The following is an 18,364-nucleotide window of genomic DNA, read 5'->3' as shown; positions in this document are numbered from 1 at the left end:
GGCCACCATCCCGGCCAGCGCCTGTTCCATCTCGGCGCGCTTGGCGCGCAGGCCCAGCAGGTCGGTCTCGGTCGCCACGGACTTTTCCACCGCCTCCTGCAAACTGGCATTGAGCGTGCCGAGCTGGTCCTCCAGGTCGATCTGGCGCTCGGTCCCCGCGCGCGCCGCGGCGTCGTCGCCGTGGTTGAGCGCAATCGTCACCTGCTCGTCGAGCCGCTCGATCTCGTTGTTGAGCCGCGCGATGGCCTTGGCGGCCTGGTGCTTGGCCGCCTCGTGCTGGCCGAGCCCGACCCGCGCCTGCGCGATCACCTCGTCGAACTCGCGCAGGTACTGCTCCAGCACAGCTTGCGGCGTACGGCTTTCCAGCGAGCTGACCAAAGCGTGCACATTGGCGGTCAGCAGTCGTTTCACGCGGTTACCCAGGCCTTCTGTCGTCATGGTGTGATTCCTCGGTGCAACGTTAAGACGCCGCGCAGCGAAGGCGGCGCAACAAGAAACGCGTTCAGTCAGGCTGCCGTGCGCTATGTATCAGTTTTGCCAGTTCTAACACTTCCGGTACGTAGGCGTCCAGTACGGCGGGATCATAGGCCGGGGTGCGCCGGGTCACCGCGAGGCGCAACAGGCCGAGCAGCATGCGCATGGCGCGGGCAGTGAGGCGGGCCTCCAGCTCCCGTGCCTGCGCCGGTGCCCGGTCGCCGGACGGCACGCCCGCGATCAGGCTGGCCATCAGTTCGGGCAATTGCATGGCCAGCATCGGGACGATTTCCGAGTGCTGCTGGTGCTCATGCTCCAGGGTTTGGGTGGCGTCGAGCAGGGGGCGCACCTGTTCGCGCAGGAGCGCGACGCAGCCGATGTAGTCGGAGGAGCCGTCCGCGCGCCGGCGCGCGTCGGCCAGCAGGGCACGGATCTTGTCGCTGGGACTGCTGGCGCCCGGCAACTCGATGCCGGCCAGCCAGGCGAGGTCTTCTTCGGGAATGCGGACGGAGACGGTTTGCATCGGGTTCTGCCTGGTTCGGATCACTGGAACCAAGCATAGGTCACTCGCCACTCCTCGTATACGTTTGTAAACAAAAAATGACATTTCACCGATCCAGCGTGGCGAGCGGCGGCGGCCGGCTGGGCCTCAGGCGCGAGCAGCGGCGAATCGCTCGCCGCCACGCCGCAAAGCCAGGCCTGGGGCGACTCTTGGGCAAACCAGCCTTGCAATGGCCGGGTTTGGCCCCCCGCATAGCCATGGTGCCGTGCCCGCGTGACACGAAATTGAAATCCGCCCGGCCGAAACTGGCGTAGCCGCCACACTCGCACTACCCTTATCCGGGCTGCAAATGCTACAATCTAAGTCTTTGATTTACATGAGCTATTGATCTCGCGGCGGAATCGCCCTGCAGAGGCAAGGACAGACGACGGTTCGCGGCGGTCGCGCCAGCAGGGCGCGCACCATGCGGCCGGGCCTTAAATCCATGCGCAGATCTCCCCTGCTCGGTTCAAGACGCGTGTCCGTTGGCGCCGGGTTCGCCTCCTGCAAGACACGGAAACCATGACGACTACGACCACCGACCAGACCACCCCCGAGATCACCTTCGACAGCTTCGGCCTGGACGCCCGCATCCAGCGCGCACTGTCCGAGCAGGGCTACACCAAGCCCACGCCCATCCAGGAGCAGGCGATCCCCGTGGTCTTGCTCGGCAAGGACGTGATGGGCGCGGCGCAGACCGGCACTGGCAAGACCGCCGGCTTCGCGCTGCCGATCATCCAGCGGCTGCTGCCGATGGCCAATGCCAGCGCCTCGCCGGCACGCCACCCGGTGCGTGCCCTGATGCTGACCCCCACGCGCGAACTGGCCGACCAGGTCTACGACAATGTGGCCCGCTACGCGCGCTTCACCGACCTGCGCAGCACGGTGGTGTTCGGCGGCGTCGACATGAACCCGCAAACCGAAGCCTTGCGCCGCGGCGTGGAAATCCTGGTGGCCACCCCGGGCCGGCTGCTCGATCACGTGCAGCAGAAATCGGTGAACCTGTCGCAAGTGCAGATGCTGGTGCTGGACGAGGCCGACCGCATGCTCGACATGGGCTTCCTGCCCGACCTGCAGCGCATCATCAACCTGCTACCGGCACAGCGCCAGACGCTGCTGTTCTCGGCCACCTTCTCGAACGAAATCAAGCGGCTGGCCGCCAGCTACCTGCGCGAGCCGGTCACCATCGAAGTGGCGCGCAGCAACTCGGCCAACGAGAACGTGCGCCAGACCGTGTTCCAGGTCGAAGACGGCCACAAGCAGGCCGCCGTGGTGCATTTGCTGAAGAAGCGCGCCGCCGAAGGCCTGTCGCGCCAGTGCATCGTCTTCGTCAACAGCAAGATCGGCTGCTCGCGCCTGGCGCGCCACCTGGAGCGCGAGGGCATCAACGCCGCCGCCATCCATGGCGACAAGACCCAGACCGAGCGCATGCAGACGCTCGATGGCTTCAAGCAAGGCAGTATCGATGCCCTGGTCGCCACCGACGTGGCGGCGCGCGGCCTCGATATTCCCGACATGCCGTGCGTGATCAACTTCGACCTGCCGTACAGCGCCGAAGACTACGTTCACCGTATCGGCCGTACCGGCCGTGCCGGCGCCAGCGGCGACGCGCTGTCGATTTACGTGCCGGGCGACGAGCGCCTGCTGGTCGATATCGAGAAGCTGCTCAAGCGCAGCATCCCGCGCACGCCGCTGGAGGGTTTCGATCCCACCGGCGCCAGCGCCCGTGCCGAGGAAGGCGACCGCCGCCGGGCACGCAGCAGCGACGTGCGCCGGCCGCGCGGCAATGGCGAGAGCGAGGAACCGCGTCCGCGCCGGAACGATCCGGCCAGCTCGCGCAACGCGTTCCGTCCGTCCGACGACTCTTTTTTCTCGCGTCCTTACGAGCCGAGCAGCAGCGCGATTGCCGCCCAGCCCGACGTGACGGATAGCAACGCCGCCGCCTTCGGCCGTGGCCGTCCGGCGCCCAAGCGGCAACTGGCGGCGCTGCTTGGCGGCGTGCCTCGCAAGTCCTGAGCCGGCTGGCGCGAAGCGTTTCGCCGCAGCAAACAAAAAAGCGCCCTCGGGCGCTTTTTTGTTGCCTGGACGTCAGGCTTGCACGGGGTGCGGTTGCGCGAGGCTTCGCCGGATTCAAGGCGCTGGAAGGCATAGAGTTGGCCTTTACCTTTACCTTTACCTTTACGCAGGGGCAGGATCAAGCGCCAGTCTTGTATTCCCGCGCGGTGCCCGCCGCCAGGTTCCGCGGCAGCGCGGCCCAGCCGGCCGTGGCATCGCTCAGCCAGCTGTCCACCGATTGCGCGTGGCTCGCCAGCCCCAGGTGCGCGCCGGCCGTGCGCAGCGCCGCCAGCGGATCGAGCTCGTCGATGGCCTGCGCGCCGCTTTGCTTGCTGAGCTTCTCGCCGAGCGCGTTGGTCACCACCGGCACGTGCAGGTACGACGGTGTCGGCAGCCCCAGCAGATGCTGCAGGTGGATCTGCCGCGGCGTGGAGTCGAGCAGGTCGGCGCCGCGCACGATATGCGTGATGCCCTGATCGCCATCGTCGACCACCACGGCCAGCTGGTAGGCCCACAAGCCGTCGGCGCGGCGCAGCACGAAGTCGCCAAGCTCGGTCGCCAGGTCCTGGCATTGCCGGCCTTGCCAGCGATCGTCGAAGCAGATCAGCGCGGCATCGCCGTCCGGCACCCGCACCCGCCAGGCGCGCGGCAGCTTGCCATGCAGGCCATCGCGGCAGGTGCCGGGATAGGCCAGGGTCTGGTGCCGTTCGCGCGCATGCAATAGCGAGTCCGCGATTTCCTTGCGTGAACAGCCGCAGGGATAAATCCGATGATCGGCGTCCAGCTTGCGCAGCGCCTCGGCATAGCGCGCCTCGTGCCGGCTCTGCCACTGCGGCGGCTCGTCCGGATGCAGGCTGAGGCGGGCCAGCGCCTGCAGGATCTGCAGGTCGGCGCCGCGCACGCAGCGGGGATAGTCGATGTCTTCGACGCGCACCAGCCAGCTCCCGCGATGGGCGCGGGCGTCAAGCCAGCTGGCCAGCGCGGTGACGAGCGACCCCATATGCAGCGGGCCGGTGGGGGAGGGGGCAAAACGGCCCCGGTAGCCGGGCGCCGGGCTCGGGTGGACGGACATGGCGGCGGTGCGTTAGTCGGGCTGGCCCGGCTGTTGTTGGAGCAGGGCTTGCGCCAGGCGCGGATCTTCCAGCTTGTTGGCCCACCATTGCAGCGCCTTGCCGCGCGTGCTGGTGCGCCAGGCCACCTTGAAATTGCCGGGGTTGCGCACTTCGAGCGTTTCGCGCGCAAGCAGCACGCCGCTCTCGATGAAGGGCTGCGCCATCGGCGCCGGCAGCCAGCCGCAGCCCAGCCCGCGGATCTGCGCCTCGAGCTTGTCGCGCATGGTGGGTACCACCAGCACGTCCTGCCCGGCGAGCACGCCATGGGTGCGGGCCGGCAGGTTGCGCGAGGTATCGCCCACCGCCACGATGCGGTGCTTGGCGATCTGCAGGGTGGTCAGCGGACCCGGTTCGTTCGCCAGCGGATGATGCGCGGCCACCGCGAAGACAAAGGGCATGGTGCCCAGCGGGCGTACCTGGAAACCCTGGGTGCTCGGCGCATCGTAGGCGCCGCCGATCACCAGGTCGGCGCGGCTGCTGACCAGCGCATCCCAGGCGCCGCCCAGCACCTCCTTGGCAAAGCGCAGCCGGGTGGCGGTATTCTCGGTGTAGAAGTCGTGGATGACCGGCAGCAGGGCACGGAAGTTGATCAGGTCGTCCACCACGATGGTCAGCGTGGCTTCCCAACCGGTGGCCAGCCGCTTGACGCGGCGGGCCAGGTCGTCCGCGGCGTGCAACAGGTGGCGGCCCTCGTCCAGCAGGGCGCGTCCGGCGGGGGTGAGTTCGGCGCGGTGGCGGCGGCGGTCGAACAGCAGGACGTCCAGGTCCTCCTCCAGCTTGCGTACCACATAGGTAAGCGCCGAAGGCACTTTGCCCATCTCGTGCGCGGCGGCGGCAAAGCTGCCTTTGCGCTCGATGGCATCGAGAACTTCCAGGGATTCGAGAGAGAGTGCCATGTTCAGAAATTCTGAATGAATGCTTCTAAGATCGTCCCGCCAAATATACGCCTGCCGCCCTAAACTGCCTAGCATTGAAACGTAGTGCAAGGCCAGGGCTAGGTTGTAACCCAGCTGCTGCGCCGATAAGGCCTGAAGGAGGGCCGTCAAAATGATTGAAATCAGAAAGGCGGGCGAACGCGGTTTTGCGGATCATGGCTGGCTCAAGTCTTATCACACCTTTTCCTTCGCGGACTACTACGATCCCAAGCACGTCCAGTTCGGGCCGTTGCGCGTCATCAATGAGGACCGCGTCGCACCGGGCATGGGTTTCGGCACCCACGGCCACCGCGACATGGAAATCATCAGCTATGTGCTGGAAGGCGAGCTGGCCCACAAGGACAGCATGGGCAACGGCAGCGTGATTCGCCCCGGCGATGTGCAGCGCATGAGCGCGGGGACCGGCGTGCGCCACTCGGAGTACAACCACGCCGCGCACGACACCACGCACTTCCTGCAGATCTGGATCCTGCCGGAGACGGCCGATCTCGAGCCTGGCTACGAGGAAAGGCGCTTCGAGCCCGCGGAAAAGCGCGGTCGCCTGCGCCTGGTCGGCAGCCGGGACGGCGCCGAGGGCTCGGTGGTGATCCACCAGGACATGCGCCTGTATGCTGGCCTGTTCGACGGCGACGAGTCCGCCACACTGGCCCTGGCGCCAAAGCGGCGCGCCTACGTGCATGTGGCGCGCGGGCGTGTCACCGTCAACGGCAAGGCACTGGAGGCGGGCGATGCCGCGCAGCTGGAAGGCGCCGACGCGGTGACCCTGACCCATGGCGATGGTGCCGAAGTGCTGGTGTTTGACCTGCCCTGAAGCGCCGCTTGAAGAGCACGCAGCCCGCCCGCCATGCCGGCGGGCTGCGGCGCTTTCTCTGGGCGGGTTTGCCGTGTGCTATCGTCTCGCTATAGATAAGCGACCGGGCCGGCACACGTGCCGCCTGGCGTGCCCTGGCCTTCGACATCCACTCCAGAGATGACTTTTGTATCTGTCCTCCTCGCGCTGATCGCCGAGCAGTTCCGCGCCCTGGGCCGCAACAATCCGATCTACGACATCGTGCGCGTGCTGGCCGAGCGGGCGGAGCACGCCTTCGACACCGGGCGCCCGCGCGATACGGCGCTGGCGTGGTTCACGGTGGTGCTGCCACTGACGCTGACCGCCATGGTGGTGCACTACCTGCTGGCCTCCATCAGTGTGGCGCTCACGCTCGCCTGGAACGTCCTGCTGCTCTACCTGACCCTCGGATTCCGACAGTTCAGCCACTTCTTCACCGATATCCACGAAGCGCTCAATCGCGACGACCTGCCACGCGCCCGCGCGCTGCTGCACCAGTGGACCGGTCTCGAAACCCTTGAAATGCCTGTCACCGAGATCGTGCGGCATACGCTGGAAGCCGCCATCGTGGCGGTCCACCGGCATGTGTTTGGCGTGTTCTTCTGGTTCCTGGTGCCGATCGGCCCGGGCGGCGTCGTCTTGTACCGTATCGCCGAATACCTCGCGCGCCACTGGAACCTGCCTTCCACCGAGCGCAGCCCCGCGCTGGGGCGGTTTGCCGCGCGCGCCTTCTACCTGCTGGACTGGATTCCCTCGCGGCTGACCGCGGTCGGCTTTGCCATCGTCGGTAATTTCGAGGATGCGGTCTATGCCTGGCGCAACCACGCACGCAAGTGGAACGATGCCGTCAACGGCATCCTGCTCGCCAGTGGCGGCGGCGCGCTTGGCGTGCGCCTGGGCGCGCCGCTGGCCGAGGAGGATTCCACCGTGGTGCTGCGCACCAGCCTGGCTGGCCCGGCCATCGACTATGCGCCCGGCATGGAGGACGACAGCGAGCCTGAGCCGGCCGCGCCCGAATTCGGCATGGAGCCGAACGTGCGCACGCTGCAATCGGCGATTGGCCTGGTGTGGCGTGCCGTGGTGTTGTGGATGCTGCTGCTGGCGATGCTGTCGCTGGCGCTCTGGGTCGGCTGAGCCGGATTGCCATCCCGCTATCGTCACCCCCCGCGCTTGCCGGGGGCGTTTTGTTTGTGCGCTCTTATGTACTCTTATGCGCGCTAAGGCTGCCGCGGCGCCCCGCATTGCCAGCACGAATTGAACTGCGCTTCGTGCCATTCCCCGCATGACAGGCATTGCCACCGTGGCCCCGGCTCCGGATTGGCCGCCGCGCGCAGTACCGCCCAGGCCTGGGTTTCCATGTCGTCGTCGATCAGCCAGACCTGCGGTGCGCTCTCGCGGAACGGGATATCGCCCATCGCGCCGGCCAGCCAGGTATTGCGCATTTCGGCACGGATGCCGGCGGCTTCCAGCAAGTTCTGGCAGTGCGCCGCATGGACTAGGGAGGGGGTCGACAGCAGTAGTTTCATAGGGATCGGGCATGCCGTTGCAGGCACACCCGATCACCTTACCACGGCTTTTGCTGGCGGGATTCGTGCAGGAGCTGCGTGTAGAGCTGGTGGCGCCGTCCGGAGATCTCGCCTGCCTTCATCGATTCCAGCACGCCGCAGCCGGGCTCGTTGATGTGATGGCAGTTGTAGAAGCGGCACTCGGTCAGGCGCGGGCGGAATTCCGGGAAGGCACGCTCCAGCATGCCTTCGCTCAGGTGATGCAGGCCGAATTCCTGGAAGCCCGGAGAATCGATCAGGCAGCCGCGCTGGCGGGCCTGGGGATCGTTGCTTTCGCCATCCATGGATGTGTCGCCATCCACGCTGGCCGGCAGGTGGTAGAGGCGGGTAAAGGTGGTGGTGTGCTTGCCCGAATCCAGCTTGGCCGAGATTTCCCGCGTCTGCGCTTCCACGCCGGGGATCAGCAGGTTCAGCAGCGAGGACTTGCCCATGCCCGACTGGCCGATCAGGATGCTGGCGCGGTGCGCCAGCTGCGGGCGCAGTTGCGCCAGCGTATCTTCCGGCGAGCCGTGCACCGACAGGAACAGCGTCTCGTAGCCCAGCTCCTGGTATAGCGCCAGCCGGCCGCGGGCTTCTTCCAGCCGCTCGGTCAGGTCGATCTTGTTGAGGATGATCAGTGGCCGGATGCCGAGCGCCTCGGCCGACACCAGCGCCCGCCCGAGCAGGTCTTCCGAGAAGCCCGGCTCGGTCGCCAGCACGATCACCACCTGGTCGATATTGGCTGCCAGCAGCTTGGACTTGAACTGGTCGGAGCGGTGCAGCAGGTTCTTGCGCGGCTTGAAGCCGGTGATCACGCACTGGTCGGAGGCGGCGCGCTCGATGGTGACGCGGTCGCCCACCGCGCACTCGCTGCGCTTGCCGCGCGGGAAGCCGTGCAGGCGGCTGCCGTCGTCCAGCTCGATCACATAGTGACGGCCGTGCGCGGCGACGATCAGCGCTTCCTCGGCGGCGCCATTGGCGTTGGCCTTGGCAGCGCTTGCGGCGCGCTGCGGGCCTCCCCGGGCGGCGCGGCTCATGCCTGCGCCAGCAGGCGGTCGATCCGCTGCGCCGCTGGTGGGTGCGAGTAGTAGAACGCGCTGTAGATCGGGTCGGGCGTCAAGGTAGAGGCATTGTCCTTGTAGAGCTTGACCAGTGCCGAGACCAGGTGGCCGGCATCGGTCTGGCCGGCGGCGAAGGCATCGGCCTCGAACTCATGGCGGCGCGAGGTCTGGCTGGCCAGCGGCCCGAGCAGAAAGGTGAACACAGGCAGCGTCAGGAAGAACAGGACCAGGGCGAGCGCATGGTTGGTCGTGCCGAGATTGGGCAGCACGCCCAGGCCGGTGTAGAACCAGGCACGGCTGGCCAGCCACCCCAGCGCGGCCAGGAAGGCCAGGCTCAGCGCGAAGCTCACCAGCATGCCCTTGAGGATATGGCGGCGCTTGAAGTGGCCGAGCTCGTGCGCGAGCACGGCTTCGATCTCGTCGTCGGCCAGGCGCTCCATCAGCGTGTCGAAGAAGACGATGCGCTTGGCGGCGCCGAAACCGGTGAAGTACGCGTTGCCGTGCGCGCTGCGCTTGCTGCCGTCCATGACGAAGAGGCCACGGCTGCGGAAGCCGCATTTTTCCAGCAGGCGCTTGATGCGCGCTTCCAGCGTGGCGTTGGCGAGCGGCTCGAAGCGGTTGAACATGGGCATGATCACCGAGGGCGCAATCATCTGCACGAAGATCGTGAAGGCGATCCACGTCAGCCACGTCCATACCCACCAGTATTGCCCCATATGTTCCATGAGCCACAGGACGGCGAGCAGCAGCGGCAGGCCCAGCGCGCAGCCGACGACGGCCATCTTGGCCAGGTCGGCCAGGTAGAGCTTCCAGCTCATGCGGTTGAAGCCAAAGCGCTGCTCGATGCCGAACTGGCCATAGAGCGAGAAGGGCAGGTCGACCAGCCCGCCGATCACGGCCACGCTGGCGATCAGCGCCACGCTGTAGGCATAGCCCGGGCCGAAGGTGCCGAGCCAGAACTGGTTGATCCACTGCAGCCCGCCCAGCATGGTCAGGACGATCAGCAGCGCGGCGCCGGCCAGCACTTCCAGCATCGACAGCCGGGTGCGGGCGATGGTGTAGTCGGCCGCCTTCTGGTGCGAGGACAGCGTGATGCTGTCGGCAAAGCGGTTGGGTACCGCATGACGGTGTTGCGCCACATGGCGCACCTGGCGGGCTGCCAGCCAGAGCTTGGTCAGGACCATCAGCATCAGGGCGGCTAGGAACAGAAACGTGAACATCGGGCAGAGCCTTGTCGTGTAAAGCCGTCGCGTACGCGGGGCGCGGCCGGATCGCCGGAGCGGGTGCCGGACCGCTTTGGAACCGGGAGCGGCAGCGGATATGCGAGAATTATAAGTTGTTCGCGCCCTCCGACCGTGTTTGTCATCGGGAACCCGGGCGCGCCTCCTTCTTTGCCTCTCCTTCGATTGCAGTCCAGATGACCAGCCAAAATACCCACGTGCCCAGCGGCGCCAAATCCGTCAAGAGTGAAAACAACCTGATCTGGCTGGACATGGAGATGACCGGCCTGATGCCGGACACGGACCGCATCATCGAGATCGCGATCGTCGTGACCGACTCCGAGCTCAATATCCTGGCCGAAGGCCCGGTGCTGGTGATCCACCAGGAAGACGCCGTGCTCGACGGCATGGACAACTGGAACAAGGGCACCCATGGCCGCTCGGGCCTGATCGACAAGGTCAAGGCATCGACCCTGACCGAAGCGCAGGCCGAGGCCGAACTGCTGGCCTTCCTCAAGCGCTGGGTGCCGGCCGGCAAGTCGCCCATGTGCGGCAACTCGATCTGCCAGGACCGCCGCTTCATGGCGCGCTACATGCCCAAGCTGGAGGCGTTCTTCCACTACCGCAACCTCGACGTGTCCACGCTGAAGGAACTGTGCAAGCGCTGGGAGCCGGCCATCCACAAGGGTTTCGTCAAGCGCCAGCTGCACACCGCGCTGGCCGATATCCTGGAGTCGGTGGAAGAGCTGCGCTACTACCGCACCCACTTTATCCGCCATTCCGCGCCGGCGGCAGCGGCAGTGGCAGTGGCAGTGGGCGAAGCGCCCGCTGCTCCGGCTGCTCCGGCCGCCTGATCCGGGCCATCCAACGTCACTTCCGAGGCGCCCCGAGGGGCGCCTCGGTCCAACTGCCGCACTCCCATGCTCGCGCGCATCGTCTCGATTATCACGCCGGTCATCCTGATCATCCTGGTGGGCTGGCTGTACGGGCGCCGCGCGCATCCGGACATGTCCGGCATCAACCGGGCCACGCTCGACGTGATCGCGCCGTTGCTGGTGGTGTCGGCCTTCGTCAGCAAGGAATTCGTGCTGGCCGACCAGCTTGTGCTGTTGGGTTGCGCGGTGGCCGTGGTGCTGGGTTCGGGGCTGCTGGCCTGGCTGGGCGCGCGGCTGCTGCGGGTGGATCCGCGTACCTTCGTGCCGCCGATGATGTTCAACAACTGCGGCAACATGGGCTTGCCGCTATCGGTGTTCGCCTTCGGCCCGGTCGGCCTGGCGCCCGCGGTGGCGCTGTTCGCCGCGTCCAACCTGATGCACTTCACCATCGGCATGAAGATCGTCAACCGGCATGCGTCGGTCACGCAGATCGTGCGCAATCCGATGGTGCTGGCGACGGTGCTGGGGGTGGGTTTGTCGCTGGCGCGGCCGTGGTTCACGCTGCCCGAGCCAGTGTTCCAGTCGATCAAGCTGCTGGGCGATGCGACCGTGCCCTTGATGCTGTTCGCGCTGGGCGTGCGCATGAAGGACGTGAGCCTGCGCAACTGGGGCATGGGCGCGATCGGCGCCGTGGCCTGTCCGCTGACCGGCATCGCCTGCGCCTTGCTGCTGGCGCAGCTGGTGCCGCTGACCCAGCTCCAGCGCGGGCTGCTGTTTGTGTTCGCGTCGCTGCCGCCGGCCGTGCTCAACTTTCTCGTGGCCGATCATTTCCGGCAGGAGCCGGACCAAGTGGCTTCGATCGTGCTGCTGGGCAATGTCGCCGCGGTGGTGTTCGTGCCGCTGGGACTGTATCTGGGGCTGCGCTGAGGCAGCCCCGCCGGTGACTCAGGCCGCCGGCCTGGTGCGAATCGCGTGCTTGGGGCGCCACACCTTGGCCACGGCCTCGTCGGTCTCGATGTAAGGGCCGCCGATCAGGTCGACGCAGTAGGGCACGGCGGCAAAGATGCCATGCACGATGGCTTTGCCGTCGTCGCCGCGCAGGCCTTCCAGGGTTTCGCGGATGGCGCGCGGCTGGCCCGGCAGGTTGATGATCAGGGCGGCGCGGCTGGCGGTTTCGCGGATCACCGCCACCTGCCGCGACAGGATGGCCGTGGGCACGAAGTGCAGGCTGACCTGGCGCATCTGCTCGCCGAAGCCGGGCATTTCCTTGGTGCCCACCGCCAGCGTGGCCTCGGGCGTGACGTCGCGCCGCGCCGGGCCGGTGCCGCCGGTGGTCAGCACCAGGTCGCAGCCGGCCACGTCGACCAGTTCGATCAGCGTGCGGGAGATGAGCGCCTGCTCGTCGGGGATAAGGCGCTCCACGCCTTGCCAGGGCGAGGTCAGGGCGCGCCCGAACCACTCGCGCAGGGCCGGAATCCCTTCGTCCTGGTAGGTGCCGGCCGAGGCGCGGTCGGAGATCGAGACAAAGCCGACCAGCAATTCGTCCGGATGGTTGCGGGCAATGGGATGAACCATCGCGTGCGTCGTGGTTTGCGTCATCTTGTCCCCAATGGGTTTGGCGTTCTGGTTATTCTTCGGCGTCCGGCTCGGCTTGCGGCTCGTCGGATGCCGCCGCCTTCTTGCTCTCCAGCGCATTCTTGATGGCCTGGAACAGCTCGCGGAAATAGCGCGGCGGCTTGTTCATCTCGTGCTCTTTGCGCGCATTGCGGATGATGTTGCGCAGCGCCTGCACGTCGATGGCCGGGTGTTCGGCCAGGAACTTGGTCAGGGCGGCGTCGTCCGCCAGCAACAGTTCGCGCCAGCGCTCGACCAGGTGCAGCTTGGCCGTCTCGGCCTTGCTGGCGCCCTTGAAGCCTTCCAGCACGCGCTGGATGGCTTCGACCTCGTCGTCGTCCAGCTTGCGCATGACCTTGCCCACGAACTGCATCTGGCGGCGCTTGCCTTCGTGGTTGGTGATGCGCCGCGCGTCGCGGATGGCGTCGGCCAGCGCTTCGGGCATGGGCACGCGCGCCAGCCGGTCCTTGGGCAGCGCTTCGAGTTCCACGCCCAAGTCCTGCAGGGCGAGCATATCGCGTTTTTTCTGGGACTTGCTCTTGGGCAGGTCGTCGTCGTCGGCCGGTTCGGGGGCGAACTGGCCGGGGAAGCCGGAGGCGTTCCGGGGGGAGGTGCGGGAGTTTCGCGTCATGGGTGGCATTTTATCTTGCTATGATTCTTGTTTGGACTTTTGATGACCGCGCCCACAATGGATCAATCCGCCGACCAGACCACCCATTTCACTTATACCCAGGCCCAGCTTAGCGAGATGGCCGCCGATGTGCTGCGGGTGGCACGCGAGCTGGGCGCCACCGACGCGGCAACCGAGATCTCCGAGGGCAGCGGCCTGTCGGTCTCGGTGCGCAAGGGCCAGGTGGAAACCATCGAGCAGAACCGCGACAAGGTGGTGGGCGTCACGGTCATGATCGGCAAGCGGCGCGGCAACGCCAGCACCTCGGATTTCTCGCCCGCGGCGCTGCGGGCCACGGCGGAAGCGGCCTACAACATTGCGCGCTTCACCGCCGAAGACGATTGCGCGGGTCTGGCCGAAGAGGAGTTGCTTGAACGCAACCCGCAGGATCTCGACCTGTTCCACCCGTGGAATATCGACGCCGAACAGGCCATCGAGATCGCGCGCCGCGCCGAAGCCGCCGCCTTCGCGGTCTCGCCGCGCATTCGCAACAGCGACGGCGCCAGCGTGTCGGCCCAGCATTCGCAGTTCGTGCTGGCCACCTCGCGCGGCTTCACGGGCGGCTATCCGTACTCCCGCCACTTTATTTCCTGCGCGCCGATCGCCGGCACCGGCAGCGGCATGCAGCGCGACGACTGGTACTCGTCCAAGCGCGCGCCCGACGCACTGGCCGCGCCCGAGGACATCGGCCGCTATGCCGCCGAACGCTCGCTGGCCCGCCTGAACTCGCGCAAGCTGTCCACGCGCCGTTGCCCGGTGCTGTTTGAGGCACCCCTGGCGGCGGGCTTGCTCGGCGCCTTCGTGCAGGCCGTGTCCGGTGGCGCGCTGTACCGCAAGTCGACCTTCCTGTACGACACGCTGGGCAAGGCCGTGTTCGCGCCGCACATCCACATCCACGAACAGCCCCATCTGCCGGGCGCCATGGGCAGCGCCCCCTTCGACGAAGAAGGCGTGAAGACCCACGCGCGCGATGTGGTTCGCGCCGGCGTGGTGGAAGGCTATTTCCTCTCCACCTACTCGGCCCGCAAGCTGGGCATGAAAACCACCGGCAATGCCGGCGGCTCGCATAACCTGACGTTGTCCAGTTCGCTGACCGCGCCGGGCGACGACTTCGCCGGCATGTTGCGCAAGCTCGGCACCGGCCTGCTGGTGACGGAACTGATGGGGCAGGGCGTGAACTACGTGACGGGCGATTACTCGCGCGGCGCCTCGGGCTACTGGGTCGAGAACGGCGTGATCCAGTTCCCGGTGGAAGAGATCACCATTGCCGGCAATATGGTGGAGATGTTCCGCCAGATCGTGGCGATTGGCGCCGATTCGCTGGTACGCGGCACCAAGGAAACCGGCTCGATCCTGATCGAGCAGATGACGATCGCGGGCAACTAAAGCAACGGCGGCGGCCTGGTTCCCGGGCCGCCGCGCGTTTCACGCCAGCGTTGTGTCATTCCTCGCCGGACGGCGGGCGTTCGTAGGTAACGAAGGCATAGTCGAAGCCATTCGCTTCCGAGTGATGCGATTCGCGCGCGGTGGCAATCCACTGCCGCGGATCGATGGGGGGGAACACCGCATCGCCTGCGACATCCGCATCGATCTCCGTCACCACCAGCCGGTCCGCGCTGGGCAGCGCCTCGGCATACAGTTGCGCACCACCGATCAGGAAGATCTGCTCGACGCCGACGCATAGCAGCTGCGCTTCCTCGAGCGAGTTCGCCACGTCGCAGCCTTCAATGCGCAGACCGCGGTTGCGGCTCACCACGATATTGCGCCGGCCCGGCAGCGGCCGGCCGATCGATTCCCAGGTTTTGCGGCCCATCACGATGGGCGCGCCCATGGTGGTGCGCTTGAAGTGCGCCAGGTCCTCGGGCAAGCGCCAGGGCAGGGTGTTGTCGCGGCCGATCACGCCGTTGCGGGCCTTCGCCACGATCAGGGTCAACAGCGTCATACGGCCACCGGTGCCTTGATGGCCGGATGCGACTCGTAACCCACCAGTTCGAAGTCTTCGTACTTGTAGTCGAAGAGGCTGTCCGGCTTGCGCAGGATCTTCAGTTGCGGCAGCGCCATCGGCTCGCGCGCCAGTTGCGTTGCCACCTGTTCGGCGTGATTGCTGTAGATATGGCAATCACCGCCGGTCCAGATAAAGTCGCCCACTTCCAGTCCGGTCTGTTGGGCGATCATGTGCGTCAGCAGCGCGTAGCTGGCGATATTGAACGGCACGCCCAGGAAGATATCGGCGCTGCGCTGGTACAACTGGCAGGACAGGCGGCCCTCGGCCACATAGAACTGGAAGAAGGCGTGGCAGGGCGGCAGCTTCATCTGCGGAATCTCGCCCACGTTCCAGGCCGACACGATCAGCCGGCGGGAGTCCGGGTTGCTGCGGATCTGCGCCACCAGTTCGCTGATCTGGTCGATGTGCCGGCCGTCCGGCGTCGGCCATGCGCGCCACTGCGAGCCGTAGACAGGTCCGAGCTCGCCGTTTTCATCGGCCCATTCGTCCCAGATGCTGACGCCGTTGTCCTTCAGGTACCCGATGTTGGTCGAGCCTTGCAGGAACCACAGCAGTTCGTGAATGATCGACTTCATGTGCAGCTTCTTGGTGGTCACCACCGGGAAGCCTTCGCGCAGGTCGAAGCGCATCTGGTAGCCGAACACCGAGCGCGTGCCGGTGCCGGTGCGGTCGGCCTTTTCGGTGCCATGCTCTTGCACATGGCGCATGAAGTCGAGGTACTGTTTCATCAGCGCGGGTGTTGGGGAAAGTGACGCGACAGCGTTGTGCGCGTAATTGGGGCAATCTGCCCGGAGGTCGGCAAATTGCTAAAGGCTTAGCATTTTATCGCAAAGCAAAAAGGGCCGCCTCGCGGCGGCCCTCCTTTCATGGTCCGGCGTCCTCAGGTGCCGGCGCCATCGCGCATTACTGCGCCGCGGTGGTCGGAGCCCGGCGCTTCTGCACCAGATAGCCACCGCCCAGCACGCCGCCGATGACCAGCACGAACAAGCCGTAGTAAGCCAGGGCGTTGGTGTTGAAGAACGCCTTCACAAGCGGCTCGCTGACGATCATCTTGACTGCCGTGAAGGCCAGCACGCCGGCGCCCACGAAGATGACCGACGGGAAGCGCGACATCAGCTTGAGCACCAGGCTCGAGCCCCACACCACGATGGGGATGCTGATCAGCAGGCCGAGCACCACCAGCAGGAAGCTGCCGTGCGCCGCGCCTGCCACTGCCAGCACGTTGTCCACGCCCATCACCGCGTCGGCGATGATGATGGTCTTCATCGCGCCCACCAGGGTGGTGGCACCCGCGCCATGTTCGTCGCCATTGCCGTCGTCGGACAGCAGCTTGTAGGCGATCCACACCAGGGCCACGCCGCCGACCAGCAGCAGGCCGGGAATCTTGAGCAGCCAGACCACACCGATCGTCATGGCCGAACGGACCACGACTGCGCCGACCGTACCCCAGACGATGGCCTTCTTCTGCAGGTGGGGCGGCAGGTTGCGCGCGGCAAGCGCGATCACGATGGCATTGTCGCCGGCAAGCACCAGGTCAATGACGACGATGGACAGCAGTGCCGTCAGGAACTGCATCGTGAACAGATCGGTAAACCATTCCATAAAATCTCCTCGAAACAACGATAGCCAAAAGCCGTGCGCAAGCACCGGGTTAGCCTGGAGACATGTTGGTTGGGAGCTGTGGGGGCGCCTTTGCAAACCATGAAACCAGGTTGCAAAGGTCTTGCTCGACCGCCATATGGTTGTTGGCGCGGTCAGCACAACCGGAGACTATTTGTGATCAGCCTCGGAATGACGATTGTGCTAAGGGCTGGGCCCCGGAGCTACTCCCCTTTGAGGGACGAATCCGTTCGGAACTGGCCGAAGCGGAAACGCTGAGGCGGATTATAAACGAAGCCACATGTTTTGTGCTGTTGTGAATGTTTGGCAAGGCGCACTTTGTGTCGGGTATCGCGATGCCAAGCCGGGCTGAGACTGTTCCCTGGGCGCCGGCAGGACGATATACGGAACCGATGGCGCTTTCCGTGTCATTCCTGGTGAGGATTACGGCGCCCGGAAGGGTTTGTGCATTGCGGTAAGCACACTCCGCGCGCGCCAGCTATTCTGAGTAGACTGGCTTTTGGCCGATGCGCCCCAGACGTCACCGGAGGCGTATCCCATGCCAGTCCCGCGCATGCGTGACGTGCGGGCACCTGGGGGCTTCATGCTTTGCCATCGACCAACAAGGAAACGTCATGCCGGCCGTCCCGACCCCGTTAAACCCACGCCACAGCCATTCCCAATCCAACCGCAACGCCACCTCGGCCCTGCAACCCAACGGCAGCCAGGCCAGCACTGCCGTCATCGCCAACGGACACGCTCTGCCGAATCCGGTACCGCGGCTGGATTTCATCCAGCAGTACCATGAGGACAGCGGTGCCCTGCGCGGCGAGATCACGCGCGGCCTGCTGGCCCCCGCCGCCAGCATCAGCCCCAAGTTCTTCTATGACGTACTTGGCTCCCGCCTGTTCGAGGCCATCACCGATCTGCCCGAGTATTACCCCACGCGTACGGAGGCCGCGGTCTTCTCCGCGTTCGCGCCCGCCATGGCCGCGCGAGCCGGCAGCGGCTGCGTGCTGATCGACCTTGGCGCGGGCAATTGCCAGAAAGCGGCGCGGCTCTTCGGCAGCCTGCAGCCGGCGCAATACGTCGCGCTCGACATTTCTGTGGAGTTCCTGCGCGGTACCTTGTTCTGCCTGCAGCAGCAGCATCCGCAGATTCCCATGCTCGGCCTTGGCGCCGACTTGTGCGCGCCGCTCGACCTGCCGCCGGAAGTCAGGCGCGGGCGCCGGCTGTTCTTCTATCCGGGATCCAGTATCGGCAACTTTGCGCCGGAGCAGGCGCGGGCCTTGCTGCGGCGTATGCGGGCGGCCGCGGGGAGGGGGGATGGCGTGCTGATCGGCGTCGACCTGCTCAAGGACGAGCAGGCGCTGGTGGCAGCCTATGACGACCCGCTAGGCGTTACCGCCGCCTTCAACCGCAATGTGCTGCGTAACCTGAACCGCATCGTCGGCAGCGATTTCCAGCTCGACGACTGGCGGCACGCGGCCAGCTTCGACCTTGAGAACTCGCGCATCCAGATGCACCTGCGGGCCGGGCGGGACGTCACCGTGCGCTGGCCGGAAGGCAGCCGCGCCTTTTGCGCCGGCGAGCGGATTCACACCGAGGATTCCTATAAGTACCGGCCGGCCGATTTCGCCACACTCCTTGAGGCCGCGGGCTTCGACGATCCGGTCTGGTGGACCGATCCGCGCGGCTGGTTCGCCGTGTTCCATGCGCGCGCCTGAGCGGGGCGGCAGGCGCTGCGCGGGCGGGGATGGTGCTGGTGTCATAATGCCCGCATCCCTCCTTGGAGGCGCGGCGCATGATGCGCGCCGCCCGCCGGGCAAA

19 protein-coding genes are annotated in these 18,364 nt (G+C 66.2%); 7 read left to right on the top strand and 12 right to left on the bottom strand.

What is annotated here, in order from left to right:
- Both CF70_RS22290 and CF70_RS22285 read right to left on the bottom strand, forming a co-directional pair.
- The coding region (locus tag CF70_RS22290) for a PspA/IM30 family protein (protein ID WP_035869793.1) at positions 1 to 438 on the bottom strand (438 nt) is incomplete at its 3' end.
- A 64-nt stretch (positions 439 to 502) separates the two neighbouring features.
- A complete protein-coding gene (locus CF70_RS22285) occupies positions 503 to 997 on the bottom strand; it encodes a hypothetical protein (RefSeq protein ID WP_035869791.1) in 495 nt (164 codons plus the stop codon).
- A 540-nt stretch (positions 998 to 1,537) separates the two neighbouring features.
- On the opposite strand from CF70_RS22285, the gene CF70_RS22280 reads away from it, so the two are divergent.
- The gene (locus tag CF70_RS22280) at positions 1,538 to 3,031 is read left to right on the top strand and encodes a DEAD/DEAH box helicase (protein WP_035869787.1); all 1,494 of its coding nucleotides are present in this window, start codon (positions 1,538 to 1,540) and stop codon (positions 3,029 to 3,031) included.
- Between the two features lie 178 nt (positions 3,032 to 3,209).
- Here the strand turns inward: CF70_RS22280 and gluQRS are convergent, their stop codons facing one another.
- Both gluQRS and CF70_RS22270 read right to left on the bottom strand, forming a co-directional pair.
- On the bottom strand, positions 3,210 to 4,142 hold the full coding sequence (gluQRS, locus tag CF70_RS22275; RefSeq protein WP_051648778.1) for a tRNA glutamyl-Q(34) synthetase GluQRS: 933 nt from the start codon (positions 4,140 to 4,142) through the stop codon (positions 3,210 to 3,212).
- A gap of 12 nt (positions 4,143 to 4,154) precedes the next feature.
- Complete coding sequence (locus CF70_RS22270) at positions 4,155 to 5,078, bottom strand: LysR family transcriptional regulator (RefSeq protein WP_035869784.1); 924 nt, start codon at positions 5,076 to 5,078, stop codon at positions 4,155 to 4,157.
- Positions 5,079 to 5,229: 151 nt separating this feature from the next.
- Here CF70_RS22270 and CF70_RS22265 point away from each other — a divergent pair, with 151 nt between their 5' ends.
- Both CF70_RS22265 and CF70_RS22260 read left to right on the top strand, forming a co-directional pair.
- A complete protein-coding gene (locus tag CF70_RS22265) occupies positions 5,230 to 5,928 on the top strand; it encodes a pirin family protein (protein ID WP_035869782.1) in 699 nt (232 codons plus the stop codon).
- A gap of 159 nt (positions 5,929 to 6,087) precedes the next feature.
- Positions 6,088 to 7,080, top strand: a complete 993-nt coding sequence (locus CF70_RS22260; RefSeq protein ID WP_035869781.1) for a CobD/CbiB family protein — start codon at positions 6,088 to 6,090, stop codon at positions 7,078 to 7,080.
- A gap of 83 nt (positions 7,081 to 7,163) precedes the next feature.
- Here CF70_RS22260 and CF70_RS22255 read toward each other — a convergent pair whose 3' ends face one another.
- The 3 genes from CF70_RS22255 to CF70_RS22245 are packed head-to-tail and all read right to left on the bottom strand — an operon-like array spanning position 7,164 to position 9,771.
- On the bottom strand, positions 7,164 to 7,472 hold the full coding sequence (locus CF70_RS22255) for a DUF2007 domain-containing protein (protein ID WP_035869780.1): 309 nt from the start codon (positions 7,470 to 7,472) through the stop codon (positions 7,164 to 7,166).
- Between the two features lie 38 nt (positions 7,473 to 7,510).
- The gene (gene rsgA, locus CF70_RS22250) at positions 7,511 to 8,527 is read right to left on the bottom strand and encodes a ribosome small subunit-dependent GTPase A (protein WP_035869779.1); all 1,017 of its coding nucleotides are present in this window, start codon (positions 8,525 to 8,527) and stop codon (positions 7,511 to 7,513) included.
- Entirely contained in the window at positions 8,524 to 9,771 is a 1,248-nt protein-coding gene (locus tag CF70_RS22245) for a M48 family metallopeptidase (RefSeq protein ID WP_035869777.1), read from the bottom strand. The genes rsgA and CF70_RS22245 overlap by 4 nt, the downstream gene beginning before the upstream one ends.
- 197 nt (positions 9,772 to 9,968) lie before the next feature.
- Between CF70_RS22245 and orn the strand changes: the two genes are divergently transcribed.
- Both orn and CF70_RS22235 read left to right on the top strand, forming a co-directional pair.
- The gene (gene orn, locus CF70_RS22240; RefSeq protein ID WP_035869773.1) at positions 9,969 to 10,625 is read left to right on the top strand and encodes an oligoribonuclease; all 657 of its coding nucleotides are present in this window, start codon (positions 9,969 to 9,971) and stop codon (positions 10,623 to 10,625) included.
- Between the two features lie 66 nt (positions 10,626 to 10,691).
- Positions 10,692 to 11,573 (top strand): AEC family transporter, encoded by an 882-nt coding sequence (locus CF70_RS22235; protein ID WP_035869760.1) that lies wholly within the window; start codon positions 10,692 to 10,694, stop codon positions 11,571 to 11,573.
- Positions 11,574 to 11,591: 18 nt separating this feature from the next.
- On the opposite strand, the gene mog is transcribed toward CF70_RS22235, so the two are convergent.
- Positions 11,592 to 12,245 carry a molybdopterin adenylyltransferase gene (gene mog / locus CF70_RS22230; protein WP_081862289.1) on the bottom strand — a complete coding sequence of 218 codons (654 nt, stop codon included), beginning with the start codon at positions 12,243 to 12,245 and terminating at the stop codon, positions 11,592 to 11,594.
- A gap of 28 nt (positions 12,246 to 12,273) precedes the next feature.
- Positions 12,274 to 12,891 carry a ribosome biogenesis factor YjgA gene (gene yjgA, locus CF70_RS22225; RefSeq protein ID WP_414629473.1) on the bottom strand — a complete coding sequence of 206 codons (618 nt, stop codon included), beginning with the start codon at positions 12,889 to 12,891 and terminating at the stop codon, positions 12,274 to 12,276.
- A gap of 57 nt (positions 12,892 to 12,948) precedes the next feature.
- On the opposite strand from yjgA, the gene pmbA reads away from it, so the two are divergent.
- Positions 12,949 to 14,316, top strand: coding sequence for a metalloprotease PmbA (pmbA, locus tag CF70_RS22220; protein ID WP_035869814.1), 1,368 nt, complete (start codon positions 12,949 to 12,951; stop codon positions 14,314 to 14,316).
- Between the two features lie 55 nt (positions 14,317 to 14,371).
- On the opposite strand, the gene CF70_RS22215 is transcribed toward pmbA, so the two are convergent.
- The 3 genes from CF70_RS22215 to CF70_RS22205 form a co-directional block, all read right to left on the bottom strand.
- Positions 14,372 to 14,872, bottom strand: a complete 501-nt coding sequence (locus CF70_RS22215; protein ID WP_035869748.1) for a dihydrofolate reductase — start codon at positions 14,870 to 14,872, stop codon at positions 14,372 to 14,374.
- Positions 14,869 to 15,663 carry a thymidylate synthase gene (locus CF70_RS22210; protein ID WP_035869745.1) on the bottom strand — a complete coding sequence of 265 codons (795 nt, stop codon included), beginning with the start codon at positions 15,661 to 15,663 and terminating at the stop codon, positions 14,869 to 14,871. Before CF70_RS22210 ends, CF70_RS22215 begins: the two co-directional genes overlap by 4 nt.
- Before the next feature lie 175 nt (positions 15,664 to 15,838).
- Positions 15,839 to 16,537: a TerC family protein gene (locus CF70_RS22205; RefSeq protein WP_035869740.1), complete on the bottom strand. Its 699-nt coding sequence runs from the start codon at positions 16,535 to 16,537 to the stop codon at positions 15,839 to 15,841.
- A gap of 632 nt (positions 16,538 to 17,169) precedes the next feature.
- Here CF70_RS22205 and egtD point away from each other — a divergent pair.
- Complete coding sequence (egtD, locus tag CF70_RS22200) at positions 17,170 to 18,261, top strand: L-histidine N(alpha)-methyltransferase (RefSeq protein ID WP_035869737.1); 1,092 nt, start codon at positions 17,170 to 17,172, stop codon at positions 18,259 to 18,261.
- Positions 18,262 to 18,364 lie beyond the last annotated feature (103 nt).

It is taken from the genome of Cupriavidus sp. SK-3 (genome assembly GCF_000611145.1).
Taxonomy (GTDB): Bacteria; Pseudomonadota; Gammaproteobacteria; order Burkholderiales; family Burkholderiaceae; genus Cupriavidus.
The sequence above is the reverse complement of the archived record's forward strand: the minus strand, read 5'-3'. Positions and strand labels throughout refer to the sequence as shown.